20 protein-coding genes, 1 tRNA gene and 1 pseudogene are annotated in these 25,259 nt (G+C 46.7%); 7 read left to right on the forward strand and 15 right to left on the reverse strand.

Going from position 1 to position 25,259, the window contains the following annotated elements; all coding sequences use genetic code 11:
* From ACTHY5_RS03880 to ffh, 6 genes are all read right to left on the reverse strand, one after another.
* A partial coding sequence (locus ACTHY5_RS03880) for an MFS transporter (protein ID WP_441876644.1) occupies positions 1-626 on the reverse strand: 626 nt, incomplete at its 3' end.
* Between the two features lie 134 nt (positions 627-760).
* Positions 761-1,120, reverse strand: coding sequence for a 50S ribosomal protein L19 (gene rplS / locus ACTHY5_RS03885; protein ID WP_441876647.1), 360 nt, complete (start codon positions 1,118-1,120; stop codon positions 761-763).
* Positions 1,121-1,152: 32 nt separating this feature from the next.
* Entirely contained in the window at positions 1,153-1,902 is a 750-nt protein-coding gene (gene trmD, locus ACTHY5_RS03890) for a tRNA (guanosine(37)-N1)-methyltransferase TrmD (RefSeq protein WP_441876650.1), read from the reverse strand.
* A 27-nt stretch (positions 1,903-1,929) separates the two neighbouring features.
* Positions 1,930-2,451, reverse strand: a complete 522-nt coding sequence (gene rimM, locus ACTHY5_RS03895) for a ribosome maturation factor RimM (protein ID WP_441876653.1) — start codon at positions 2,449-2,451, stop codon at positions 1,930-1,932.
* 21 nt (positions 2,452-2,472) lie between these two features.
* Positions 2,473-2,724 carry a 30S ribosomal protein S16 gene (gene rpsP, locus ACTHY5_RS03900; protein ID WP_441876656.1) on the reverse strand — a complete coding sequence of 84 codons (252 nt, stop codon included), beginning with the start codon at positions 2,722-2,724 and terminating at the stop codon, positions 2,473-2,475.
* Positions 2,725-2,924: 200 nt separating this feature from the next.
* Entirely contained in the window at positions 2,925-4,316 is a 1,392-nt protein-coding gene (gene ffh, locus ACTHY5_RS03905; protein ID WP_441876658.1) for a signal recognition particle protein, read from the reverse strand.
* A gap of 144 nt (positions 4,317-4,460) precedes the next feature.
* Between ffh and ACTHY5_RS03910 the strand changes: the two genes are divergently transcribed.
* Both ACTHY5_RS03910 and ACTHY5_RS03915 read left to right on the forward strand, forming a co-directional pair.
* Positions 4,461-5,249, forward strand: a complete 789-nt coding sequence (locus ACTHY5_RS03910) for a cytochrome C assembly family protein (RefSeq protein ID WP_441876660.1) — start codon at positions 4,461-4,463, stop codon at positions 5,247-5,249.
* Positions 5,250-5,328: 79 nt separating this feature from the next.
* Positions 5,329-6,594: pseudogene (locus tag ACTHY5_RS03915) on the forward strand (HlyC/CorC family transporter).
* A gap of 67 nt (positions 6,595-6,661) precedes the next feature.
* On the opposite strand, the gene ACTHY5_RS03920 reads toward ACTHY5_RS03915, so the two are convergent.
* The 5 genes from ACTHY5_RS03920 to rlmD form a co-directional block, all read right to left on the reverse strand.
* The gene (locus tag ACTHY5_RS03920) at positions 6,662-7,123 is read right to left on the reverse strand and encodes an Rrf2 family transcriptional regulator (protein ID WP_441876662.1); all 462 of its coding nucleotides are present in this window, start codon (positions 7,121-7,123) and stop codon (positions 6,662-6,664) included.
* A gap of 210 nt (positions 7,124-7,333) precedes the next feature.
* Complete coding sequence (locus tag ACTHY5_RS03925) at positions 7,334-8,131, reverse strand: tetratricopeptide repeat protein (protein ID WP_441876664.1); 798 nt, start codon at positions 8,129-8,131, stop codon at positions 7,334-7,336.
* 80 nt (positions 8,132-8,211) lie between these two features.
* On the reverse strand, positions 8,212-9,015 hold the full coding sequence (mazG, locus tag ACTHY5_RS03930; RefSeq protein WP_441876667.1) for a nucleoside triphosphate pyrophosphohydrolase: 804 nt from the start codon (positions 9,013-9,015) through the stop codon (positions 8,212-8,214).
* Between the two features lie 141 nt (positions 9,016-9,156).
* Positions 9,157-11,388, reverse strand: a complete 2,232-nt coding sequence (gene relA / locus ACTHY5_RS03935) for a GTP diphosphokinase (protein WP_441876670.1) — start codon at positions 11,386-11,388, stop codon at positions 9,157-9,159.
* Positions 11,389-11,397: 9 nt separating this feature from the next.
* Positions 11,398-12,714 (reverse strand): 23S rRNA (uracil(1939)-C(5))-methyltransferase RlmD, encoded by a 1,317-nt coding sequence (gene rlmD, locus ACTHY5_RS03940; RefSeq protein WP_441876673.1) that lies wholly within the window; start codon positions 12,712-12,714, stop codon positions 11,398-11,400.
* A gap of 80 nt (positions 12,715-12,794) precedes the next feature.
* On the opposite strand from rlmD, the gene barA reads away from it, so the two are divergent.
* Positions 12,795-15,491, forward strand: a complete 2,697-nt coding sequence (gene barA / locus ACTHY5_RS03945; RefSeq protein WP_441876676.1) for a two-component sensor histidine kinase BarA — start codon at positions 12,795-12,797, stop codon at positions 15,489-15,491.
* A 260-nt stretch (positions 15,492-15,751) separates the two neighbouring features.
* Here the strand turns inward: barA and ACTHY5_RS03950 are convergent.
* A tRNA-Leu gene (locus tag ACTHY5_RS03950) sits at positions 15,752-15,836 on the reverse strand.
* Positions 15,837-16,066: 230 nt separating this feature from the next.
* Here ACTHY5_RS03950 and ACTHY5_RS03955 point away from each other — a divergent pair.
* Positions 16,067-16,573 (forward strand): RDD family protein, encoded by a 507-nt coding sequence (locus ACTHY5_RS03955; RefSeq protein ID WP_441876679.1) that lies wholly within the window; start codon positions 16,067-16,069, stop codon positions 16,571-16,573.
* 103 nt (positions 16,574-16,676) lie between these two features.
* On the opposite strand, the gene lptG is transcribed toward ACTHY5_RS03955, so the two are convergent.
* Positions 16,677-17,747, reverse strand: a complete 1,071-nt coding sequence (gene lptG, locus ACTHY5_RS03960) for an LPS export ABC transporter permease LptG (RefSeq protein ID WP_441876681.1) — start codon at positions 17,745-17,747, stop codon at positions 16,677-16,679.
* The gene (gene lptF / locus ACTHY5_RS03965) at positions 17,747-18,862 is read right to left on the reverse strand and encodes an LPS export ABC transporter permease LptF (RefSeq protein WP_441876684.1); all 1,116 of its coding nucleotides are present in this window, start codon (positions 18,860-18,862) and stop codon (positions 17,747-17,749) included. Before lptF ends, lptG begins: the two co-directional genes overlap by 1 nt.
* A gap of 160 nt (positions 18,863-19,022) precedes the next feature.
* Between lptF and pepA the strand changes: the two genes are divergently transcribed.
* The 3 genes from pepA to ACTHY5_RS03980 are packed head-to-tail and all read left to right on the forward strand — an operon-like array spanning position 19,023 to position 23,846.
* Positions 19,023-20,534, forward strand: a complete 1,512-nt coding sequence (gene pepA, locus ACTHY5_RS03970) for a leucyl aminopeptidase (RefSeq protein WP_441876687.1) — start codon at positions 19,023-19,025, stop codon at positions 20,532-20,534.
* 2 nt (positions 20,535-20,536) lie between these two features.
* Complete coding sequence (locus ACTHY5_RS03975) at positions 20,537-20,983, forward strand: DNA polymerase III subunit chi (protein ID WP_441876690.1); 447 nt, start codon at positions 20,537-20,539, stop codon at positions 20,981-20,983.
* 4 nt (positions 20,984-20,987) lie between these two features.
* The gene (locus ACTHY5_RS03980; protein ID WP_441876693.1) at positions 20,988-23,846 is read left to right on the forward strand and encodes a valine--tRNA ligase; all 2,859 of its coding nucleotides are present in this window, start codon (positions 20,988-20,990) and stop codon (positions 23,844-23,846) included.
* Between the two features lie 100 nt (positions 23,847-23,946).
* On the opposite strand, the gene ACTHY5_RS03985 is transcribed toward ACTHY5_RS03980, so the two are convergent.
* On the reverse strand, positions 23,947-25,245 hold the full coding sequence (locus tag ACTHY5_RS03985) for a methyl-accepting chemotaxis protein (RefSeq protein WP_441876696.1): 1,299 nt from the start codon (positions 25,243-25,245) through the stop codon (positions 23,947-23,949).
* Between the last annotated feature and the right edge of the window lie 14 nt (positions 25,246-25,259).

Here is a 25,259-nt window from a genome sequence, read left to right on the forward strand (position 1 = left end):
ACTAATAAGGGCTGGCGAAATAGCACACGATAGGATCGCACTTCAGTCTGTATATGGTTCACACTGGCCTTAGGTAGCGGTAAGCTCACCAGCAATAATAACGCCAGCACATAGAGCCCAAACAAGCCATAAAAAGCACCAGCGTATGGGCTAGCGTCATGCCAATCTTGCGATAATATTGCCAAGTTAGGTCCAATAATAGCGGCTAATACGCCCCCCGCCATCACCATACTAATGGCACGAGAATGCTGAGCAGGCTCACAGGCTTCTAATGCGGCAAAGCGATATTGTTGACCAACCCCAATCGCGATACCAATTAAAAAAGTCCCTAATGCAAACCAAGCTAAACTCGTTTCTACCAAGCCTTGTAAGGCCACCCAAGTGCCTAATAATCCTATTAAGTTACCTACAATAAACCCAGCCTTTCGCCCTAGGGTTTGCATCAGGTGCGCGGCGGGCAAGGTGGCCGTGATTAAGCCTAAAAACTGGCAAGCAATGGGTAATGTGATCAATGCCGGGTGCACCGCGAGCTCTTGCCCTACTAGCGCCGAAATAGACACCAGCAAAATATTACCCGACATCAATAGCGCTTGCGCAATCGATAACCCCCAAACCGTAATGGGCATTTATATTCCTTAATTCTAATGTAAAGCTTTATGGTAATACCAAACCCGCGGTAAAGATAGCGCCGAGCGCGTCAGTTTTAGCAAACAAAAAGGCCCGCAAATGCGGGCCTTTTGACACAACCGGTCGGCGAGTATTACTTGCCGCGTGGAACCAAACGCTCTTTAATACGCGCTGATTTACCTGAACGCTCACGCAAGTAGTACAGTTTAGCGCGACGTACAGCGCCACGGCGCTTCAGTTCTACGCTGCCGATCAACGGGCTGTGAGTCTGGAATGTACGCTCAACGCCTTCACCGCTTGATACTTTACGTACGGTGAAAGAAGAGTGCAGACCACGGTTACGCTTGGCAATTACCACGCCTTCGTAGGCCTGCAGACGCTCTTTGTCACCTTCGGCAACGCGTACTTGAACACGCACGGTATCACCTGGGTTAAACTCAGGGTGATCGGTACGTAATTGTTCGTCTTCAATTTGCTTAATGATGTTGCTCATAATATTTCCTTACCTAGGGTAAACTGAAAACTCTACTGTTCACACGCACGATAATCGCGAATGAATTGGGCAAGAAGGTGTTCTTGCTCGTCAGTCAGAGCTAGGTTGTTTAAAAGCTCCGGTCTTCTTAACCAAGTACGGCCCAACGACTGCTGCATTCTCCAACGGTCCACTTCGGCGTGGTGGCCACTTAACAACACATTAGGAACAGCCATTCCTTCTAGTTGTTCAGGGCGCGTATAGTGAGGGTGATCTAACAAGCCTTCACTAAAAGAGTCTTGTTCAGCACTTGCCATGTCACCCAGAACACCAGGCACCAAACGGGCCACGGCATCCACTAGCACCATGGCTGGCAACTCACCACCACTGAGCACATAATCACCTACCGACCATTCTTCATCAACGTCAGTTTGAATAATGCGCTCGTCCACGCCTTCATACCGGCCGGCAACCAAAATTAATTTTTTATTAGTTACTAGCTCAGTCACGCCTTGCTGGTCCAACTTACGGCCCTGAGGAGACAGGTAAATTACCTTGGCTCCCTCACCGGCCGCGGTTCGCGCTGCCGCTATGGCATCGCGCAATGGTTGAACCATCATTAGCATCCCAGGCCCGCCCCCGTAGGGTTTGTCATCAACAGTGCGGTGTTTGTCCTGAGTGAAATCCCGTGGATTCCAGCATTCAAATGTCAGCAGACCATTGTTAACGGCCCGCCCGGTTACTCCATAGTCAGATACTGCCCGGAACATCTCCGGGAAGAGGCTAACAACCCCTATCCACATGAATTTCTCCGCGCAATGTGACCTGAGTTAAAAATCCGGATCCCAATCAATTTCAATGATGCGGTCTGCAATGTTCACAGACTTTATGACTTGGTCTTCCACAAAAGGAATTAACCGTTCGTGCTGACCAAATGCATCGTTAGCATTTGCTTTAATCACTAACACGTCGTTAGAACCGGTTTCCATCAGTTGAGACACCAAACCAAAATCATAGCCTTTGGTGTTCTTTACCCGACAGCCGATTAAATCGCGCCAGTAAAACTCGTCATTGGGCAGTGCAACAAAAGAAGCTGCATCTACTGCAATGTCAGTGCCGGTAAGCAGTTGGGCTTCTTCGCGCTGTTCAACGTGACTCAGCTTACAAATAAGGCCTTTATTATGACGTTTCCATCCAGATACCTGAATTTCACGCCAACCACTCCCGTCTTTCATCAGCCAAGGCCGATAATCGAAAATGCCTTCGGGTCGGTCGGTAAAGGAGTTGACCTTCAACCAACCTTTAATGCCGTAAACGGCGCCCAGTTGGCCTACAACTACAGGTTCGCTCACTTTAATGCCCTACCTTAAAACTTAAGCCGCAGCTTTAGTTGCATCTTTTACCAATTTGGCTACACGATCTGAAACGTTAGCACCTTGGCCAACCCAATGGTTGATGCGCTCTAGGTCCAAACGCAGTTTTTCTGCTTGGCCGGTCGCAATAGGGTTGAAGAAACCAACTTTCTCGATGAAACGACCATCGCGAGAATAACGGCTATCTGCAACAACTACTTGGTAAAACGGACGCTTTTTTGCGCCACCACGTTGTAAACGAATGGTTACCATATCGTCCTCTATATACTGAAACAAACAAGGTCCGCAGACAGTGCGAACCCGAGCTTAAAATAAGCTGCGCAAGTGTACTCTAATGTGGCGACAATGCAACCAAATTGACACCGGCACAACCACAGGTTTTAGCCTAAAACATAAAATAGATGACTTACTAACGCCTGTAGTGGTCATCTACTTTGGACTGCACAAACTATTTAGAAAGGGCCACGTCCGCCGCCACCCATTCCGCCCATGCCACCGGGGCCCATCATGCCTTTCATTTGGCCCATCATTTTACGCATGCCGCCTTTACCCGACATTTTTTTCATCATTTTTTGCATCTGGGTAAATTGCTTCAATAATTTATTCACTTCTTGCACTTCGGTGCCAGAGCCCATCGCAATACGGCGCTTACGAGAACCTTTAATTAAATCAGGAAAGCGGCGTTCTTTGGGTGTCATGGAGCCAATAATGGCCTCCATGCGTACCGTCATATTGTCGTTTACTTGATCTTTAACATTATCGGGCAGTTTTCCCATGCCTGGCAGTTTATCCATTAAACTCGACATGCCTCCCATGTCGCGCATTTGTACCAGTTGATCACGAAAATCTTCTAAATCAAAGCCTTTACCTTTTTTCAGCTTTTTCGCCATGTTGGCAGCTTTATCTTTATCAACCGAACGCTCCATCTGGTCGATAAGAGACAGCATATCGCCCATGCCTAAAATACGTGAGGCAATACGCTCCGGATGGAAGGGTTCTAGGGCTTCGATTTTTTCGCCCATACCGATAAATTTAATTGGCTTGCCAGTAATATGGCGTACAGACAAGGCGGCACCGCCACGAGCATCACCGTCAGCCTTGGTCAAAATAACGCCGGTTAAGGGCAACGCTTCGCTAAAAGCCTTAGCGGTATTCGCCGCATCTTGACCGGTCATGGCATCTACCACAAACAAGGTCTCTATCGGCGTGATGGCATCGTGTAGCTGTTGAATCTCCCCCATCATGTCTTCATCAACGTGCAAACGACCGGCGGTATCAACTAATAGCACGTCAAAAAATTGCTTGCGACCGTAATCTAGTGCATTACGGCCAATATCAACCGGCTTTTGTTCTATATTACTGGTGAAGCATTCCACACCCAGATCAGAGGCCAAGGTTTCTAATTGCTTAATAGCGGCAGGTCGATATACATCAGCACTCACTACCAGCACTTTTTTCTTATGTTGTTCTTTTAAGTATTTAGCCAGTTTACCCACAGAAGTGGTTTTACCCGCCCCCTGTAGCCCCGCCATTAAAATAACGGCCGGAGGGGTCACCGATAGGTTAAGGCCTTCATTGGCCTCACCCATGACGGCGACCAGCTCAGCATTCACTATTTTAATAAAAGCCTGTCCTGGGCTCAGTGACTTAGAGACCTCAGTTCCGACCGCGCGCTCTTTTACACGGTTAACGAATTCACGCACTACCGGTAAAGCCACGTCGGCTTCTAATAAAGCCATGCGCACTTCACGCAGGGTTTCTTTAATATTGTCTTCTGTTAGACGACCGCGGCCACTGATATTTTTTAGGGTATGCGATAGTCTTTCGGTAAGATTTTCAAACATGATGTAGCCCGCATTTGGCGAAAATTACTTTTAGTATACCCAAATTATCCGCCGAACTTAAGTGAGCTTGGGTGGCGATATGCTTTGTGTTAAGGGTATACTGACAATTCTTCTCATTTAACCGATTAATGGCTTAAATTAATTATGAAATTGCTTGCTGTTTTGGCGATGGCATTTTATCTATTAGCGGCCTTCGCCTGTATACATAACATGCTCAACCCTCAGAGCAACCGGCGTCGCTACAGCCTACTCGCCGCCTTGTGCGCTATTTTACTGCATGGCCTCTGGCTATTTGACTCAGTGGTATTAGTGCCGGGGCAAAACTTAAGCATGCTACATGTAGCCTCGCTGGTGAGCCTTATTATTAGTGTGCTGATGACAGTCTTGGTGACGCGCTTTAAAATTTGGCTACTAATGCCGCTGGTTTATGCCTTTGCCGGTATTTTACTGGCCGCAGATGTACTGCTGCCCAGTTATTACAGCATGTACCTAGAAACTCGCCCCGAGGTCGTACTCCACATTGGCTTAGGCTTAATGTCTTACTCGCTGCTGGCTATTGCCTCACTATTGGCGATTTTGCTCGGCTTTTTGAATAATCGACTAAAAAACCATAAACTAACCAACTTGCCCGCCATGCCACCGTTAATGACCATAGAGCGTTATTTGTTTCGGCTGATTTTTGTGGGCGTGGTGTTGTTAACTCTGTCTATATCTAGCGGCCTCTTCTTCTTACAAGATATGTTTAGCCCCGCAAAAGCACATAAAGCGGTACTGACCATTCTGGCTTGGTGTGTTTATGTGGGCCTATTGTGGGGCCACCACCGTTTAGGGTGGCGCGGGCGCAAGGTTATTTGGACAAGCGTAGCGGGTAGCCTGTTATTAACGCTTGCCTATTTTGGCAGCCGCTTTGTGCGAGAGGTACTACTCGGTTAAGTAACTTGACAGCGCACATACACAGTCTAGGGTTTATTCACCCTTAATATTGATTAGTTTATAAGACAGGACGGTCTGCTTGGACGAGATATCCACGGGTACCCTTAGTGGTATCCTGATAACACTACTTTTTATATCTGCTTTTTTTTCCAGCTCAGAAACCGGCATGATGTCGTTAAACCGTTACCGATTGCGGCATTTAGCACAAAACAAGCATAAGTCTGCACTAAGAGTCGAAACCTTATTATCTCGTCCAGACCGGCTCATTGGTCTGATTTTAATCGGTAATAACTTGGTTAATATCTTAGCCTCTGCTATTGCTACTTTAATTGCGATCCGTTTATTTGGTGATTATGGCGTAGCAATTGCCACTGTTGCCTTAACAATAGTGGTATTAATTTTTGCTGAGGTTACCCCCAAAACTCTTGCCGCTCTGTATCCAGAACGCGTAGCTTTTCCGGCTTCGGTGCTACTGAAGCCACTTATGGTTATTTTATACCCTGCGGTATGGATGATTAATGCCATTTCTAATGGCTTACTGCTGTTATTTCGTATTAACCCTCATGGGCAAGAAGACAATGCCATTAGTTCAGAAGAGCTGCGCACCATAGTCAATGAAGCCGGCGCGCTAATTCCTCGCCGTCACCAAGATATGCTGGTGTCTATTTTAGACTTAGAAAAAGTCACAGTAGATGACATTATGGTGCCTCGTAATGAAATTTACGGCATAGATGTGACTCAAGATTGGTAGAGTATTAGCCGCCGGTTAATGCAAAGCCCACACACTAAAGTGCTGCTATACCGTGACAATATCGACGATGCATTAGGTTTTATTCATGCGCGTGACGCTCTGCGTTTGTTTGCTAAGGATGAGTTTAGTAAATCGAACTTAATGCGGGCACTGCGGGAGCTATATTATATTCCCGAGGCCACACCACTCAATGTGCAGCTAGTGAAATTTCAGCGTAACAAAGAACGCATTGGGATTATTGTAGATGAGTACGGGGACATTCAGGGCTTAGTCACCTTGGACGATATTTTGGAAGAAATTGTTGGTGACTTTACCACCACTATTAGTCCTACTTTAAGTGAAGAGATAACACCTCAAGATGACGGCTCTTACCTGATAGAAGGCTCGGTGAGCATTCGCGATATCAATAAAGAGCTTAACTGGCAGCTGCCTAACGATGGGCCCCGTTCACTGAACGGCTTAATCATAGAGTATTTAGAAGATATTCCAGAAGCGAATATCTGCTTGCGACTAGCGGGTTACCCGATAGAGATTCTTGATGTAGAAAATAATATGATCAAGCTAGTGCGCATACTGCCGCATTATTATAAATAAAAGCTGGAAGCTGAGAGCTGGAAGCCGGAAGAAAGAGACGAAATCAGCAATGTTTGGCTTTTCACTTCTAGCTTCTAAGCTTAACGCTATTTTTCGGGGGTTCTAACTCACTAAAGATGACCATCAGCTCGTCTCGGTTGCCAATCAAGTCTGCTAACGTATAGCCGTCCATCACCGCTAAAAATGCATCCATGGCCTGTTTTAGTGCGTCTTTTAAGCGACAAATCTTCACTAAGTAACAAGCAGGGCTGCCGCAATCTATGCCCTGGATATTATTTTCTAGTGAGCGTATTACCAGCCCAATATTAATATCGGCAGGTGTACGTGCCAAGCAAATCCCGCCATTTTTACCACGAACAGCACGAACATAGCCTTCTCGCGCCAGCTGATTCACTATTTTAACTAGGTGGTTACGTGATATTTCATACACCTTAGACACGTGCGCAACACTGGTTAGCTCCCCTTCGGGCAAAGTTGCCAAGTACATCAAGGTTCTTAGACCAAAATCAGTATAGGTGGTCAGCTTCATGTTGGCATATCCTGAATAATAAAAGCGTGAGATATAAATAAGTTTGTATATGCATTGTTGTGTATCTGCTTAAGAGGGCAATATTTGCGTGCTTAGCACAACACAAACGCATCGCTTACTCATATAGCAAGCTATATAGAATAACATTTAATCCTTATATATGTATAAATTTCCCCCCATTTTAAATGTTCAGCTCTCTATGCTGCTACGCTAAAACAGTAACTGATTATTTAGCTGTCTCACTTTGCTCGTCGGCATTCTACTGGCTAAGGCTGCACTCAGTTTTTCGGCTTCTTGGTGCTGCTTTTTATCAGCTAACACCATCTTTTTTAGCCATAAGTATGCTTGAGGGTAATCTAGGGGGCTGCCACTGCCGTCTAATAACCAACGTGCCCAAGCAAATTGGGCTTTTTCTAGCCCTAAACTCGCCGCTTCGTGCATTAAAGGTGCTGCTCGTTGACGATTTCTTTGTACTAAGGTGCCGTTATAATAATAACGCCCTAATTGCTCTAATGCTGCGGGCAAGCCTTGCTCTGCCGCTTTCCATAACATGCTTACCCCACGTCGAGACTGCTGTGGCACACAGATCCCCCATGCCAGCATGTCTCCCCACAAAAATTGGTAAGCAGGCAAACGTAGTACTTCGGCTCTGGCCTCAATATCTTGTACTAATTGACAGTTATCAATATCGCGCACCTGCTTTAAATGCTGGTTGGCATTGATCCACTCAATCAATTGGTACTCTTCATACAGAGGGATCGCGCGCAGCTCTCCTTCTTGCGCCTCATTTTGTGCCAGTTGCAGCGCATCCGTTATTTCGCCCATCTCTTCTGGTGGCTCAGACTCACTCTTGGATTCAATATTAGCCGGCACATCTGTTTTTGATGGTTGCGACATGCCAGCGGTATGCTCATCATCAGTTGCCGATTTATCAGTAAGCTCCGTACGATCTGCGGCCATCACCGACAGACTCAAACACAAGTAGAGTAACCCACATAAACGTATCATCGACGTTCCTCAATAAGTGAAGGGTAAAATAAAAAACGGGAATAATGTCCCTCGCTTTACTCTTTACGTTTCACAGGGTGTCAGCCTTGGTCTAACTTAGCTTGTCGCCAATAGCCATCAAGCTCTTCAGCGCTGCATTCTCGGCCGTCTTTGCCATCAGTAGCTAGTGCTTTTTCTACTGCCCGAAAGCGGCACTCAAACTTATCATTGGCACCACGCAGTACCGCTTCGGGGTCTTTCTTAAGATGGCGCACTAAGTTAACACACGCAAATAATACATCACCCAGTTCATCGGCAATGCGCTCTTGATCTTGGGTTGAGTGCGCAAGCTCAGCCATCACCTCATCTAACTCTTCGTGAATTTTATCAATTACCGGCGGTAACTCTCGCCAATCAAAGCCCACCGCTGAACAGCGCTTTTGCATTTTATTGGCCCGCGTTAATGCTGGTAAATTACGAGGAATATCATCTAATACGCTGGTTGCACTTGCATCTAACGCTTGGCGCTCTTCGGCCTTAGTCTGCTCCCAGTTTGCTTTTATCTCGGCTTCACTGGAAAAAACCTGCCCCGAAAACACATGGGGATGACGACGTACTAATTTTTCGCTTACAGCTTGTACCACATCATTAAAATCAAACAATGCCTGCTCTTTACCCAGCTGGGCATAAAATACCACTTGAAATAATAAGTCACCCAACTCATCAGGTAGTTCATTTAATGCGTTACGTGTGATGGTGTCTGCCACTTCATAGGCTTCTTCTAGCGTATGAGGCACTATGCTGGCAAAGGTTTGCTGTTGATCCCACGGGCAGCCGTTCACTGGATCCCGCAACGCGGCCATAATGGTGAGTAAATCGTCGAGTGAGTAACTTTCCTGCTTCATGCTCATTCCTATGTGAAAAAAGCCATACGTTGTGCGCTTTACGTTAAATGCTAAACACCCGGTGTTTAGCGGCCTCTTTGGCACTAAGCCTAGATTTTATTCTTTGGCTTCCCGCTTACAGCTTACAACTTCCAGCTTTTCTTATAGTCTTTTTGCTTCTATTACATCGGGCAGCTGGCTAATTTTGGCAAGGGCGCGACTTAGGGTGTCGATATTATATATTTTTAGCTCCATATCCATAGTGGCTGTTTGCTGCTTGCGATTAGCACGGCTACTAAACTCAGTTACGTTGATTTTTTCATTGGCCAAAATAGTGGTGATATCACGCAACAAGCCCGAGCGATCATTGGCCAGCACCCGCAAGGTCAGTTGATAGCCGCCAGTATTGTTTTCACCCCATACGGCCTCTACAACACGTTCTGGATGCTGGGCTTGTAGTTCTTTAAACTGTTCACAGTCATTGCGATGGATGGAAATGCCACGACCTTGGGTAATAAAGCCGACAATTTCATCTCCCGGAATAGGCTGACAGCAACGGGCAATATTGGTCAGTAAGTTGCCTACCCCTTGCACCACCACATGATCTTTACTGTTATGAACCGGCGTTTTTTTGGCCGCTTTTAGCTCTAGCTGGCGCAATGCCTCTGCGTCTTCTTCGGCACTGGTAGGCTTTTTATATTGAGCTTGTAAAAAGTTAAGTAACTGATTAATGCGTAAGTCACCACCGCCAATACCAGCCAGCAGATCATCAAGCTGCGCCACATTAAAGCGCTCAAGTACGGTTTTATTTAGTGAAGAAAATGCCAAGCCCAAGCGCTCTAACTCTTTTTCTAGTACCTCTCGCCCGGCGGTAATATTTTTATCTCTGTCTTGCTTTTTAAACCAAGTGCTCACTTTAGCTCGGGCGCGACTGGTACGTAAAAAGCCTTGATTAGGGTTCATCCAATCGCGGCTTGGGTTAGGCTGCTTTTGGGTGATAATCTCAACCTGATCGCCAGTTTGTAATTGATAAGTAAAAGGCACAATACGGCTATCTATTTTGGCACCAATACAACGGTGGCCAATTTGACTGTGTATGTAATACGCAAAGTCTAACGGGGTCGCCCCTAGAGGCATATCAACCACCTCGCCTTTTGGCGTAAACACATATACTCTGTCTTCAAACACTTGGCTGCGCAACTCATCCACTAAGGAGCCACTTTCAGCCATGTCTTCTTGCCAAGCGAGTAGCTTTCTTAGCCACGCAATTTTATCTTCAAAGCCACTTTGTTTAGTGCCACCACTACTACCTTCTTTATATTTCCAGTGCGCCGCCACGCCCAGCTCTGCATCTTGATGCATTTGCTCGGTACGGATTTGTATTTCTACCGTTTTTCCCTCAGGACCAATAACGACGGTATGAATCGACTGATAACCATTCGGCTTAGGGTTAGCCACGTAGTCATCAAACTCACGAGGAATATGACGCCACTGAGAGTGAACCACCCCTAAAGCCCCATAGCAGTCTTGTAAATGTGGCGTGACCACCCGCACCGCTCGCACGTCAAATAGCTCATCAAAATCCAGATTCTTTTTCTGCATTTTTCGCCAAATACTATAAATATGCTTAGGTCGGCCATACACTTCTGCCGCCACATCGGCATCAGCAAACGCATGCCTTAATCCGTCAACAAATTGATCAATATAAGCCTCTCGCGCCAGGCGCTTTTCATGTAGTAACTTGGCAATCAGCTGGTAGGTTTCTGGGTGTAAATAACGAAAAGAAAGATCTTCAAGCTCCCATTTTAGCTGCCCAATGCCTAATCGATTGGCCAAAGGCGCATAAATATTAGAAATTTCTTTGGCCACTAAAACGCGGGTTTCTTCGTTGGCGCTTTTTAACTCACGCAAGCAGCTAATACGCTCAGCAAGCTTAATAACCACGGCTCGTACATCTTCAACCATGGCCATGAGCATGCGTCGTACACGATCGACTTGTACTTCTGAGTTATTATTAGTGTACACATCTTGCAGTGAGCGAATCGCTTCCATGTCGATCACGCCTTGTAGCAACTGACTAATACTACTGCCAAAGTCGGTAGTCACTTGTGCTAAATCGAGATACCCCTGCTCAAGAAACGGATACAATAAGGCGGCTTTGATGGTGCCAATGTCCATGCTAAGGGTAAGCAGTATGCCAACCATCTCTACACCTTGCGCATGTAGTTCGTGCGCCGACAGCGACAACTGACGGTCAGCCGGAGCGTTAAGCGCAGAGCAATACTCATATAGCGCTTGCAGTTGTTGTTGCTCATCAGCCGTAAAGGGCAAGCTATTGGCCCATTCTTCTAGGCTAAAATTAACGGTGAGATGAGTATTGCGTACGGCAACCATAACGATCCCTTAACTGAGTTCAAATAAGGCCATTGCTTCACAATGTCCTGTGTGGGGAAACATATCGATTAAGCTAAAACGCACCAGCTGATATCCCGCGGCCAATAATGGCTGGCTATCACGAGCCAGCGTGATGGGATTACAAGAGACATACAATAATCGCTTAGGTTCCATTTGACATAAATAGGGTATCACTTGTTCAGCGCCCGCTCGGCCTGGATCTAATAAGACATGCTCAAACCCTTGGCGTGCCCAAGTCTCTTGTGTGAAGTCGGCAGCTAAATCAGCTCGATAAAACCTAGCAAGAGACAACTCATTATCTTCGGCATTACCTCTAGCCTGCTCGACCATGTCCATCACACCTTCCACCCCTACCACTGGGTGTCCTGCACTGGCCAGCGGTAAAGAAAAATTACCCACGCCACAAAATAAATCTAATATAGGTGCCCCAGGCTCTGCGGCTAACCAGTCTTGTGCTTGGGTTACCATCTGCTGGTTAAGCGCAGCATTAATTTGAATAAAGTCGCCGGGCGTAAAAGAGAGTTTGATATTATCTAATTGATAATGAAGTGAAAATGGCACATGTAAAGGGCGGCGCCCATTATCATCTTGTAAGAACAAGGCCAGTTTTTTATGCTGGGAAAACGACAATAACAGCTCAAGATCCCTCGGTGGCAGCGTGCCGGTATGCCTCAACAATACAGCAACACCTTCTTTGGTATCGTATAGCTCAAGATGCCCAAGCTGCTTTAGCGCTTTTAGTTGGTTTAACAACTGGCGTAACGGCGAAATCAAGGCCGATAAAGCAGGGCGCAACACGCCGCAATGTTCAATTTCAACTAATTGGTGAGACTGCCCCCGTCTAAAGCCAAGTGCAACCCCTTTTTTTTGTAGCCGAATCGCCAATCTGGCCACACGCCGGTATTCTTGAGTATAAGGGGGTGTTATCCATTCAAAATCAGGCAAGCTCTCTATGCCTTGCCGTGCAAATAAACGCCGTACCGCGTCTGCTTTAAGTGCGCGCTGATCGTCGCTCGACATATGTTGCAAAGTACAACCACCGCATTCATTAATGTAGCGGCAAAACGGCGTGTTCCGTGTATTGACAGGCTTCAGTACTTTAACTAACTCGGCACTCTGATATTTATTGTTTTGCACCGCTAAGCGCACCCGAACTTGCTCACCCTTAAGTGCGCCAGCCACCAGCAGTGGCCGCCCTTGGTAGCGCGCTACACCCACACCGTGCATATTAACGTCTATCACTGTTACGTCTAGCAGCGGTTGACTCTGGGGTTTGGGTTTACTTTCCTTAAAGAACTGAACCATAAACGTGGAGCCCTTGAGGCGGCTATGTCATTATAAGCGCCTGTTGATTTGATGCGCACATTGTCCCACATTAGCAAACTATGACCAAATACGGCCTACGAGCGAGAATACTCGCTTATACCATTATTCCTACCTTGCTGATTGGCATTTCCTTAGCCAGTTATTTTTCTGTGAGCCGCTATCAGCAATTAGAGGCCGCTTTAACCCAACAAGGGGTAAATGTCATAGAGCCTATGGCGTTGGCCAGCGAACTTGCATTAACCAGCCGCAATCGCGAATCTCTTAATCGCCTATTAAGTAATGTTCACCGTAATAATAGCCCCCTCGTTAAGTCTATTGCTTTATTTGATAAACAAGGCCGGCTATTAGTAACATCGAATTATCATCGCGATTTTAACTTACTACGCTTGCCTAAAGACATGCCCATTCCACAATCAACACTCGTAGAAAGTGGCGATAACGGCATTATATTACGCACTCCCGTGCTCACCGATAATATTCAAACCGACTCTTCTTGGGAAGATGTCTCAGCCATTCCTATCGGCTATATCGCCATGCAACTCACTAACGACTCCACTATGTTGGTGCATCTTAAAGACAGCTTTTTTGCTGGTTTGATTGTGCTACTGGGCATGAGTATGAGTGCTTTATTTGGCGTGCGGCTGATCCGCGGCGTATCACAGCCTATTACCGACATGGTCAGTGCCGTTTATAAAATTCGAGAAGGCCGGCTCGACACGCGAGTAAATGGTGAGTTTACCGGTGAAATGGAAATGCTAAAAAATGGCATTAATGCCATGGCTAAATCCTTGTCTGAATACCACGAAGAAATGCAGCAAAACATTGATCAAGCCACGTCAGATCTAAGAGAAACCTTAGAGCAAATTGAAATTCAAAATATTGAATTGGATATGGCCAAAAAACGGGCTCAAGAAGCGGCCCGTGTCAAAACTGAGTTTTTGGCTAACATGTCTCATGAGCTACGTACTCCTCTCAATGGTGTGATTGGTTTTGCTCGTCAACTACAAAAAACACGACTTACAAGCAACCAACTGGATTACCTTAAAACCATTGAGAAGTCGGCGCAAAATTTACTCTGTATTATCAATGATATTCTCGATTTTTCTAAGCTTGAGGCTGGTAAGCTCACTCTAGAAAAAATTCCTTTCTCACTGCGCGATAGCTTGCAAGAAGTGATGACCTTACTGGCTCCCAGCGCTCATGATAAAGAATTAGAACTATCGCTGCGTATTGATGCTGCCGTACAAGATGGTTTAATAGGTGATTCGTTACGCTTACAGCAAATTGTGACCAACTTGGTGGGTAATGCAGTTAAATTTACCGAGCAAGGTAATGTCGACGTACGAGTTGATGCTCGCCCTGCCAGCCAGCCTAATAAAGCCGCATTGCATATTCATGTGCAAGACACAGGTATCGGTATTTCTGACAATCAGCGCCGTCAGCTATTTCAAGCATTTAATCAGGCTGACTCCAGTATCTCGCGCCGTTATGGCGGTACTGGGCTTGGCTTGGTGATAACCCAAAAGCTAGTCCAGCAAATGTCAGGAAGTATCAAGCTGCATTCTGAACTAGGTTCGGGCTCGGTGTTTAGTTTTACGCTAGAGCTTGACCGGGCCGCATTATCGCTAGCCGAGCCTTTACCACTTACCGAGTTAAGCCATAAGACGGTCCTCTATCTTGAGGAAGATAACTTTAGCCGTCTTGCCACCACCTCTTTACTACGAGAATGGGGGGTGCAAGTGCTGCATGAGCCAACCCCTTATGTCCCTATAGATTGTGTTTTGCTCGGGTTTACACCCAGTGCGCTACCTAGCCAAATAGAGCTGGCAATAACCCAACAACAAGCACTGAGCCATAATGTGGTACTACTGCTCAGTTCAACCGACCCCACTCTTGCCGACGCTATGGTAGCTGCCGGAGCCAAGCTGTGCCTGAGCAAGCCTGTCCATTATCAAAAGTTAGCCCAGGCACTAATAGGGCAAGAGATCATTGAGCCTCAAGCGCCATTACCCATCACATTAGCAACACCTGCGCAAAAACAGACGCTGCGCGTGCTCGCTGTAGATGATAATCCCGCTAACCTTAAACTCATTAGTGCCATGCTTAACGAGCAGGTTAGCCAAGTGGACACTTGCTCTAATGGTCAAGAAGCTCTTAATTTAGCAACAGCAAATCACTACAATATTATTTTTATGGATATACAAATGCCGTTGCTCGACGGTATTCAAGCCACACAAAAAATTCGTACAGGTAAAGGGCCAAACACCCATACCCCCATAGTGGCAGTAACCGCACATGCCATTGCCGGAGAACGTGACCGGCTCATGCTGCAGGGCATGGATGACTATTTAACGAAGCCAATTGATGAGGCTATGCTGGCAAGTATTATCAAGCAATTTTCGCTTTACGCTCAACCAAAGGGGCAAATAGAGTGGTCACTGGCTCTAAAGCAGGCTGGAAATAAAGAAGCGTTGGCCAAAGAAATGCTCGAGTTATTACTACAAAGTTTTGATGAGTTTGAGCCTTTGTTGAATGCCGCTTTGTCAGGACATTTAGATGAGCAGCAACTGTATCCTCCCTTGCATAAGCTGCATGGCGGCACTGCCTACTGTGGTGTAACTCAATTACAGTCTTTGGTTGCTGAATTAGAAAAGGCGCTTTTGGCCAAACAGACCCTAGAAGACTTAGAGCCCGAACTACTGGAGCTAGAAGAGCGCATTGGGCAAATTCGAGCGGAAGCAACAGCGTATTTATAGCCGCTAACAAAGACAGCGTAACCTGATAGGTCGCCCGCTTTTGTCTTAAAGCTCTAAAACGAGATCCTGAAACAAGTTCAGGATGACTAGGAGGCAGTTCAGGGTGACGGCTTAAAGACAATGCCGTATCCATAGGTCGTCAGCATAATGACAATAGGTGGTGCTTTATTGGGGAGTTTTTAGCGATAAAAGAGAGTAATGAAACAAAAAGGTATTACTGAGGAGATATTACTAGGGGATTATTTACTGCTTACTTAAAGTGGTAGCGGTGGGCGGACTTGAACCGCCACGCCCGAAGGCAACGGATTTTGAATCCGTCGTGTATACCAATTTCACCACACCGCCACGTTTTACTTTGCTTGCTTCACCTTGGTGAGCGAGATGAATTATACGTATTCAAACGCCTGTCGCAAGTAAATTATTATATTTTTAAACTAACTGCATATAAATTGTGCACTCATGCTTTATCTTAGCTATCGCATCACAAAAATAACCCTATGCCAGCACTTTTGCTAGAATGTGGCCGAACAGTCTTAATCTTTCTTTTTCATACTAACAGATGGCGGTAGGAACAAATGTCTTCTAACTCTGAGTACATAGGGTTATCTCGAGCAGGCTTAATGCGACGATTGGCAGCTTGGCTCTATGATGTATTGGTGGTTATCTCTTTGATGATGGTCACCGGCTTTATCTACTTTGGGATCACAGTATTAGTGCTTAAGCTGGGCTGGATACATCTAGGCGCCCACGAAGACCCTGCCGCCTTATTAAGCGCCAGCCCCTGGTATCAGTTATGCATGCTGGCGGTCGGGTTGTTTTTTTATTGCTGGTTTTGGCGTACCAGTGGCCAAACCATTGGCATGCGAGCATGGCGATTGCGTGTACAAAATACTGATGGTAGCCGGTTGCACTTAGCGCAATGTATTATTCGTGCCGCCAGCGCCCTACTGGGTTTGAGCAATCTCTGGATCCTCACCAACCCACGCCTTAAGTTAGCCCTACAAGATAAAATCGCCGACTGCGAAGTGATTGTGATGAGCAAAGAACTGAATAAAAAGTTACTCGATAAAAAACAGCCCTAAGCCCCCAGCGTTACGTTATCAGTATAGGCCTACAGTAAAATACACAGCATCACCCGCTGTGTATTTTACTTGCTGACGGCTTATCGCTGCCAGCTGTCGATGGCTAAGCTTTTCTGTTTAATAAGAATAACGCTATACCAATAAACAACAAGCTTGGCCCCAGAGCCCCCAATGTAGGCGGGACGCTATACACTAAACTAATGGGGCCAAACACTTCATTGGCCACATAAAAACCAAAACCAAATAAAATACCCATCAGCAAACGTGCCCCCATGGTGACACTGCGCAAAGCACCAAACACAAAAGAAGAGGCAAGTAACATCATGGCAACCACCATGACAGGCTGCAGGGCTTTACGCCAAAACTCCAAGGCGTATAAATCCCCATTTTGACCATTATCCTCTAGATACCCCCGATACTCCCACAAGCCTCGCATAGACAATTCATGGGGTTCAACGGCCACCACCCCCAACTTTTCTGGCGTTAAGCTAGTATGCCATTCACGCGCTGGGTGGTGTTGTGTTTCAATCATTTTACCCTGAGTAAACAAGGTGTCGGTCACATTCGTTAACTGCCATTTTTCACTGACATACTCTGCTTGTGTTGCTTGGGTAATACGTATTAATCGAGTACTGTCATCAAAATAATACAAGGTAATACCAGTTAAAATACCATCTCGACGTGACTGATTAATATTGATATAGGCATCGCTATCTTTGGCCCAGACGCCATAAGTAGAGAGCACCACTTGCCCACCAGAACGAGCTTGCGTACGCAAATCATCTGAGGCGAGTTTAGCCACTGGAGCGACATACTCTCCAACCAGCATAATGGCAAACATCAGCGGCAATGTGGTTTTAAGCGCACTCATAACAATATTAAAACGCGAACGCCCCGCCGACTGCATCACTACCAACTCACTGCTGCTGGCAAGCTGCCCCAAGCCAATCAAGCCACCCAACAATGCGGCAATAGGAAAGAACAAGACAATTTCTTGAGGCATCGACAGTAAAACATAATGAAAAGCACTTAACAGCGTGTATGAGCCCTCCCCAACACTGCGTAACTGCTCAACATAACGAATGATGGCCGATAAGCCGACTAAGGTCAGCTCACATAACAGCATGGCCATTAATACGGTACGGCCTATATATCGATCAAGTATAGTTAACATTAAACGGCCTTATTACGTCTAAATTTTTCTCGGGTGCGACTCCACCACGCCGTTTCTCGTAAATTAAGTGGCAAGCCCACCAGCAACAAGAACCCTAATGGCACTGTATATAGTCCAGGATAAATAGGGAGACTACCCGCTTCTACTGCCGAGCGGGCCGCACTTTGTAATAAAAAGTAAGCCAAATAAAGTAAAATGCCCGGCAACAACTTGGCATAACGGCCTTGTCGAGGATTAATGACCGCCAAGGGCACCACGAGAAAGACCAGAACCAACATGGATAAAGGCAAAGAGACTCGCCATTGTAACTCGGCAATATCGTCTATTTTATTGGACTGACTTAACACTTTACTACTGGCTGAAGACTCTTTGCGCTCCACATCATCAATATCACCGCCTTGAATAAACGCGCTGTACTCATCAAATTCAGCCACATCAAAAGCCCGAGTGCCCGGCTCTCCTGAGTAGCGACGCCCATTATCCAGCGTTAACCACTGGCCACCGTCGCGCTCATGAAAGCGGCCACTGTCTGCGACTACTATGCTAGGTGCTTGTTCATTTTGCGCTCGTTGCACTACAAACAATCGACTTAAGCTACTATTACCCGCTTCTTTTTTAGCATCGAGATTTTCAATGTAGGCCACCACTCGCCCTCCATCTAAACTCATAAAGCGCGCTTGACGTAGTAAAGCAAAACCAGGATCAGCCTTTACTTCCTCTCTTATCTGGTACACTTGTGCTTTAGACCAAGGGTTTAGCCACAAAGAGTTAAACAAAGCGGCGCCAGTCCAAAATAATGCCAGTACCAAGGTCACTGTCATTATTTTTCCTGGCCCTATACCCACCGCTCGCATTACCGTCATTTCACTGTCGGCATACAGGCGACCATGGGCAAATAAGATACCCAAAAAGAGGCTAATGGGTAACATTAAGGTGGCCATGTCTGGCATATTGAGCAGCAAGAGCTTACCTACTAACCCTACGGGGATAGAGCCATTAGCTGCGCCGCCAAGAACTTCAATAAAGTTCTGGCTTATAAAAATAAGTAGCAGCACAAAGAGTACTGCTAACTGCGTTTTGAGGGTTTCCCAAAACAAATAACGAAATGCAATCACCGCTAATCCCAGTGTAAACTTGTCTTTTCAATAGAAACGCTTAAGAATAAGCGTAAATCACGATTTTCGCACATTAAGTCTGCGAAAGTCTGCCCGTTTTTGCGACGATCATCATTATGGGTGATCTAACGCTCATTGTCTTCAAGCCGTAGGAGAATCCATGGAGTTCAGTGTAAAAAGTGGTAGCCCCGAGAAACAGCGCAGTGCATGCATCGTAGTCGGTGTCTTCGATCCCCGTCGCCTATCTCCTGTGGCCGAGCAGCTAGATAAAATCAGTGACGGTTATTTAAGCGCGCTACTGCGCCGTGGAGATTTAGAAGGAAAAGTGGGGCAAACTCTCCTCTTACATCATGTGCCAGGCGTGCTTAGCGAGCGCGTGTTACTCGTTGGTTGCGGTAAAGAGCGCGAGCTAGACGAGCGCCAATATAAACAAATTCTTCGTAACACCATGAGCACGCTGAATGATACAGGCTCAATGGAAGCGGTGTGCTTTTTAACTGAACTGCACGTTAAAGGACGCGATACCTATTGGAAAGTGCGCCAAGCCGTAGAGACCACTAAAGCCAGTCTATATAGCTTTGATCAATTTAAAACCAATAAAGCAGAGCCCCGTCGTCCGCTGCGTAAAATGGTCTTTAATGTGCCTACTCGACGCGAGCTGCCCATTGGTGAGCGTGCAGCGGCTCATGGCTTAAGTGTAGCCAAAGGCGTAAAAGTGTGTCGCGATGTGGCCAACATGCCACCTAACGTATGTAACCCTGCCTATCTTGCCTCACAAGCGCGCCAGCTGGCGGATGCTTGGGATAATATCACCACGCGTATTATTGGCGAGCAAGAAATGGCCGACTTGGGCATGAATGCTTATTTAGCTGTCGCCCGCGGCTCACACAATGAAGCCATGATGTCGGTGATAGAATATAAAGGTAACCCAGATCCCGATGCTCGCCCCATAGCCTTAGTGGGCAAAGGCCTAACCTTTGATGCTGGGGGTATTTCATTAAAGCCTGCCGCAGGCATGGATGAAATGAAATACGACATGGGCGGCGCTGCGGCGGTATTAGGCACAATGCAGGCCTTAGCTGAGTTACAGCTCCCTATTAACGTGGTGGCTGTGTTAGCCGGCTGCGAAAATATGCCTGATGGTAACGCCTATCGCCCAGGAGATATTCTCACCAGTATGTCCGGCCAAACCATTGAAGTCTTAAATACTGATGCCGAAGGACGTTTGGTATTATGTGATGCTTTAACTTTTGTGGAACGTTTTGAACCAGAAGTGGTGGTGGATGTGGCCACCCTTACTGGGGCCTGTATTATCGCCTTAGGCCATCAAACCTCAGCGCTATTAGCTAACCACAATCCGCTGGCTCATGAGTTACTTAATGCCTCTGAGCAAGCCGGTGACCGTGCATGGCGCTTGCCAATGAGTGAAGAGTATCAAGAGCAGTTAGACAGCCCATTTGCTGATATGACCAACGTGGGTGGCCGTGCTGCAGGCTCAATTACTGCCGCTTGCTTTTTAAGTCGCTTTACCAAAAAGTATCACTGGGCACATTTAGATGTGGCAGGTACAGCCTGGGATAGCGGCAAACATAAAGGGGCAACCGGTCGCCCAGTTCCTCTGTTGACCCAGTTTTTACTAAACCGGGCCGGCGTTAACAACATCGAAGAATAAATATGAGCCAAGGCTGTTTTTATTTATTGCCAGAGGCAACCAGTCCCGAAGCGCTAATTTCATTAGTGTGTCAACTGACCACTGATTATTATCGCCAGGGGCTGGGGGTGTTTATTTATGCCCAACACCAAGCGCAAGCACAAGCGCTAGATGAAGCACTTTGGCAGCAGCCCGCCGACGCTTTTATTGCCCATAATTTGCAAGGCGAAGGACCGCGTCAAGGCGCGCAAGTGATTATTGGTTGGCAGCCACCACAACATGGCCGAGCTATATTGCTCAACCTAGCCCCTTTAGCGCCTGATTTTGCACGCAGATTTAAACAACTAGTTGATTTTGTACCCGCAGATGATGCGGGTAAACAAGCCGCTCGCGAACGCTTTAAAGCATATCGTCAGTCTGGCTTTACACTCACGACTGCCCCTGTACCTTCCCAAACTCAAGACGAATAACATCATGGAAAAAACATTTAACCCCACCGCTGTCGAACAGGCCATGTACCAGCAGTGGGAAAATAAGGGCTACTTTAAGCCTCATGGCGACACCAGCAAACCTGCCTACAGCATTATGATACCGCCACCCAACGTAACGGGTAGCCTGCACATGGGGCATGCGTTTCAAGACACCATTATGGATACCCTGATTCGTTATCAGCGTATGCAAGGCAAAAACACTTTATGGCAGGTAGGTACCGACCACGCGGGCATAGCTACGCAAATGGTCGTTGAACGCAAAATTGCTGCTGAAGAAGACAAGACGCGTCACGATTACGGCCGTGAGGCTTTTATTGATAAAATTTGGGACTGGAAAAAAGAATCCGGTGGCACTATCACCCAGCAACTGCGCCGCCTTGGTACATCGGTAGATTGGGAGCGTGAGCGCTTTACCATGGATGATGGCTTGTCTAGCGCAGTCAAAGAAGTTTTTGTACAACTCTATGAAGACGACTTAATTTACCGCGGCAAGCGTCTGGTCAATTGGGACCCTAAACTCAACACTGCTATCTCAGATTTAGAAGTAGAAAACCGTGAACTAAAAGGCCATATGTGGCAATTTCGCTACCCGCTTGCCGATGGTATTGCCACCGCGGATGGTAAAGACTACTTAGTAGTGGCCACCACTCGCCCAGAAACCATGCTGGGCGATACCGCAGTGGCGGTTAACCCAAAAGATCCCCGCTATCAAAACTTAATTGGTAAGTATATTGAACTGCCGTTAGTCGGTCGCCGTATTCCCATTGTTGGCGATGAGCATGCCGATATGGAAAAAGGCACAGGCTGCGTAAAAATCACCCCAGCCCACGACTTTAACGATGCCGAAGTGGGTAAGCGTCATCAGTTACCCCAAATTAATATCTTGACCTTAAGTGCCTATATTCGTGAGCAAGCCGAAGTCTTTACCAGTAAAGGCGAAGTGAGTGATGCTTACTCCAATGCCCTGCCAAGCCAATTCCAAGGCTTAGAGCGCTACGCGGCACGTAAGGCCATTGTCAGTGCATTAGATGAGTTAGGTTTATTAGATAGCATTAAAGATCACGACTTAACTGTCCCTTATGGGGATCGTGGTGGTGTCCCTATCGAGCCTATGCTAACCGACCAATGGTATGTGCGTGCGGCTCCCTTAGCCGAAGTGGCCACCAAAGCAGTAGAAGACGGTGACATTGAGTTTGTGCCTAAGCAGTACGAAAATATGTACTTTTCTTGGATGCGTGACGTACAAGACTGGTGTATTTCACGCCAACTGTGGTGGGGACATCGCATTCCCGCTTGGTATGACACAGATGGCAAAGTTTATGTGGGCCGTGATGAAGCCGAAGTGCGTGCCACCTACAAGCTGGGTAATGACCTAGTGTTAAGTCAGGACGAAGACGTACTGGATACCTGGTTTAGCTCAGCACTGTGGACCTTCTCGACTCAGGGCTGGCCAGAGAAAACGCCGGATCTTGCCACTTTCCACCCCAGCAGTGTGTTAGTGACCGGCTTTGATATTATTTTTTTCTGGGTGGCGCGCATGATCATGATGACCATGCACTTCATTAAAGATGAAAACGGCAAGCCACAAGTACCCTTTAAAACAGTGTACGTCACTGGGCTTATTCGCGACGAAAATGGCGATAAAATGTCGAAGTCTAAGGGTAACGTGCTCGATCCATTAGATATGATCGACGGCATTGATCTTGAGTCTTTGGTTACCAAGCGTACTGGCAACATGATGCAGCCTAAGCTTGCAGCTAAAATAGAAAAAGATACTCGCAAGACCTTTGCCGACGGCATTGAAGCCCACGGTACCGATGCTCTGCGCTTTACCCTCACGGCCATGGCTTCAACTGGTCGTGATATTAACTGGGACATGCGTCGCCTAGATGGTTACCGCAACTTCTGCAATAAACTGTGGAACGCGTCGCGTTATGTGCTGATGAGTACCGAAGAGCAAGACTGTGGCATAGGTGCCAAAAGTGATGAGCTAACCTATTCATTAGCCGATCGCTGGATACAGGCACAGCTACAAGTCACCATTAGGGAAGTACGACAAGCGCTAGACGATTACCGTTTTGACCGCGCAGCCAATGCCTTATATGAGTTTATTTGGCACCAGTTTTGTGATTGGTACTTAGAGCTCACCAAACCTGTGCTTTGGCACGGCTCTGAGTCTGAGCAGCGGGCTACTCGCAAAACCTTAATTGAGGTGCTAGAAACCTTATTACGGTTAGCCCACCCGATTATGCCCTACATTACCGAAGAAATTTGGCAGCGAGTGGCACCACTGGCTAATCGTAGTGGCGACAGCATTATGCTGGCGACCTACCCCGAGGCAGACGCAAGCCTTGAAGATGCTGACGCCATGGCAGATCTTGAGTGGGTTAAGCGCTTTATTGTGTCAATTCGTAACCTACGTGCCGAAATGGACTTAGCCCCGAGCAAGGCACTGTCGGTATTATTACGCCCCGCTGGTGATGATGCGCGCCGGGCCACTGATAACGAAGCCTTCTTAAAGGCAATGGCCAAACTCGATGCTATTACTCATTTAAGCCCAGATGAAGCAGCGCCCACCTCAACGAAACAGTTAATTGGTGATACCGAGCTATTACTGCCCATGGCCGGCTTAATTGATAAAGACGCTGAATTAGCTCGCTTACAAAAAGAGTTAGAGAAGACGCACGGTGAAATAAAGCGCATTGAAGGCAAGCTAAATAACGCCGGTTTTGTTGCTAAAGCTCCGGTTGCCGTGGTGGCTAAAGAGCAAGAAAAGCTCGATGACTATCGAGCGGCGCTAACCAAACTTGAAGCCCAGCAAACGCAAATAGCGAATCTTTAAGATCGTACTTTTCGCATAGGCACAACTTAAAGCGACAATAAATAAAAACCGACCTGCAAAGGTCGGTTTTTTTATGGTTAAAGAAGGCACAACCAAACGGCTAAGAAAGCCCTGTCATCGTCTCTTGCACCGCCAAGGCGCCTTGGTGTATTTCGCCCATAATCGCTTCTACATCCAATACTTGCTGCTTGCCTTGCTCGGCCACTTGAGTGACCTCAACAATGGCAGTAGAAACTTGCGCGGTTAGTTCGCGGTTTTGTTGTACTACTTGGCTTATTTCATTGGTAGCCACACTGGTGCGCGCTGCTAATTGGCGCACTTCATCGGCGACCACAGCAAAGCCTCGCCCTTGCTCACCAGCGCGAGCCGCCTCAATAGCGGCGTTTAATGCTAATAAATTAGTTCGCTCAGCCACACTACTAATAGTACTCACTATTTCTTCGATATTACGCGCTTGTTCGTTGAGCTGATTAACGATCAACATCGCTTGATCAAGATCGTTAGAAACTTGTACCGAAGTATTCACCGAAGCTAATAACGAACTATTACCTTGCTCAACAATATGAGATGTTTGTACGGCAATATCACACGCCTGCTCTGAGGCTTGCTGGTTTTTACGCGACTGACGTACCCGAGCGCTAATATCACTGGCAAATTTAACAACCCGATGCACTTGGCCTGAGCCGTCAAGAATCGGATTATAAGTCGCCTCTAGCCAAATATCACAGCCTTGTGCATCTAAGCGTTTAAATCGACCCGATTTATGCTCACCTGCTGCTAAGTCTTGCCAAAAGCTAGGCTGCTGTTGATAAAATTCATTGTCACAAAATATTCGATGATGCTGGCCGACCACTTGTTCTAAACGATAGCCCATTACATTTAAAAAATTTTCATTGGCCGTTAAAATCGTGCCGTCTACAGCAAACTCAATAACCGCCATCGAGAGGTGTAACGCGCTTAATACCGCTTGCTGGGCCGCAAGTTGATGTTGCTTTTGGGTAATATCACTGGCAATTTTTAGCACTTTCACCACCTCTCCTTGCTCATTAAGCACTGGGAAGTAGGTCGCTTCCAACCAAATAAGCTCACCCTGTCGATTAAGACGGGCAAAGGTACCTCTTTGTGATTGGCCTTGCGCAAGCTGCTGCCAAAATGCGGCATATTCTGCTGTGCTTGCTAATTCAGAAGTACAAAATATACGGTGATGAGCACCCACTATCTCGTTTAATGTGTAGCCCACCACATTCAAAAAGCGATGATTAGCATCCAGTATTTCGCCTTGTGGTGTAAATTCTATTACCGCCATATGAGAACAAATGGCTTGCTGAACGGCATGTGCTTGCTGATACTGCTCACGATAATGAGATAACGCTTGCTTTAATTTGCTGGTTCCTATCATAGGCTCATATCCTT

The organism is Oceanisphaera sp. (assembly GCF_052084945.1).
Lineage (GTDB): Bacteria > Pseudomonadota > Gammaproteobacteria > Enterobacterales > Aeromonadaceae > Oceanimonas.

Coding starts and splice junctions, on each gene's coding strand:
- relA (WP_441876670.1), bottom strand. CDS start 11,388: ATGGTTGCCGTACGCAATACTCATCTCACCGTTAATTTTAGCCTAGAA.
- ACTHY5_RS03920 (WP_441876662.1), bottom strand. CDS start 7,123: ATGAAGCTGACCACCTATACTGATTTTGGTCTAAGAACCTTGATGTAC.
- ffh (WP_441876658.1), bottom strand. CDS start 4,316: ATGTTTGAAAATCTTACCGAAAGACTATCGCATACCCTAAAAAATATC.
- rpsP (WP_441876656.1), bottom strand. CDS start 2,724: ATGGTAACCATTCGTTTACAACGTGGTGGCGCAAAAAAGCGTCCGTTT.
- trmD (WP_441876650.1), bottom strand. CDS start 1,902: ATGTGGATAGGGGTTGTTAGCCTCTTCCCGGAGATGTTCCGGGCAGTA.
- ACTHY5_RS03975 (WP_441876690.1), top strand. CDS start 20,537: ATGAGCCAAGGCTGTTTTTATTTATTGCCAGAGGCAACCAGTCCCGAA.
- ACTHY5_RS03980 (WP_441876693.1), top strand. CDS start 20,988: ATGGAAAAAACATTTAACCCCACCGCTGTCGAACAGGCCATGTACCAG.
- rlmD (WP_441876673.1), bottom strand. CDS start 12,714: ATGGTTCAGTTCTTTAAGGAAAGTAAACCCAAACCCCAGAGTCAACCG.
- mazG (WP_441876667.1), bottom strand. CDS start 9,015: ATGAAGCAGGAAAGTTACTCACTCGACGATTTACTCACCATTATGGCC.
- rplS (WP_441876647.1), bottom strand. CDS start 1,120: ATGAGCAACATCATTAAGCAAATTGAAGACGAACAATTACGTACCGAT.
- ACTHY5_RS03910 (WP_441876660.1), top strand. CDS start 4,461: ATGAAATTGCTTGCTGTTTTGGCGATGGCATTTTATCTATTAGCGGCC.
- lptG (WP_441876681.1), bottom strand. CDS start 17,747: ATGTTAACTATACTTGATCGATATATAGGCCGTACCGTATTAATGGCC.
- ACTHY5_RS03925 (WP_441876664.1), bottom strand. CDS start 8,131: ATGATACGTTTATGTGGGTTACTCTACTTGTGTTTGAGTCTGTCGGTG.
- pepA (WP_441876687.1), top strand. CDS start 19,023: ATGGAGTTCAGTGTAAAAAGTGGTAGCCCCGAGAAACAGCGCAGTGCA.
- ACTHY5_RS03985 (WP_441876696.1), bottom strand. CDS start 25,245: ATGATAGGAACCAGCAAATTAAAGCAAGCGTTATCTCATTATCGTGAG.
- barA (WP_441876676.1), top strand. CDS start 12,795: ATGACCAAATACGGCCTACGAGCGAGAATACTCGCTTATACCATTATT.
- ACTHY5_RS03955 (WP_441876679.1), top strand. CDS start 16,067: ATGTCTTCTAACTCTGAGTACATAGGGTTATCTCGAGCAGGCTTAATG.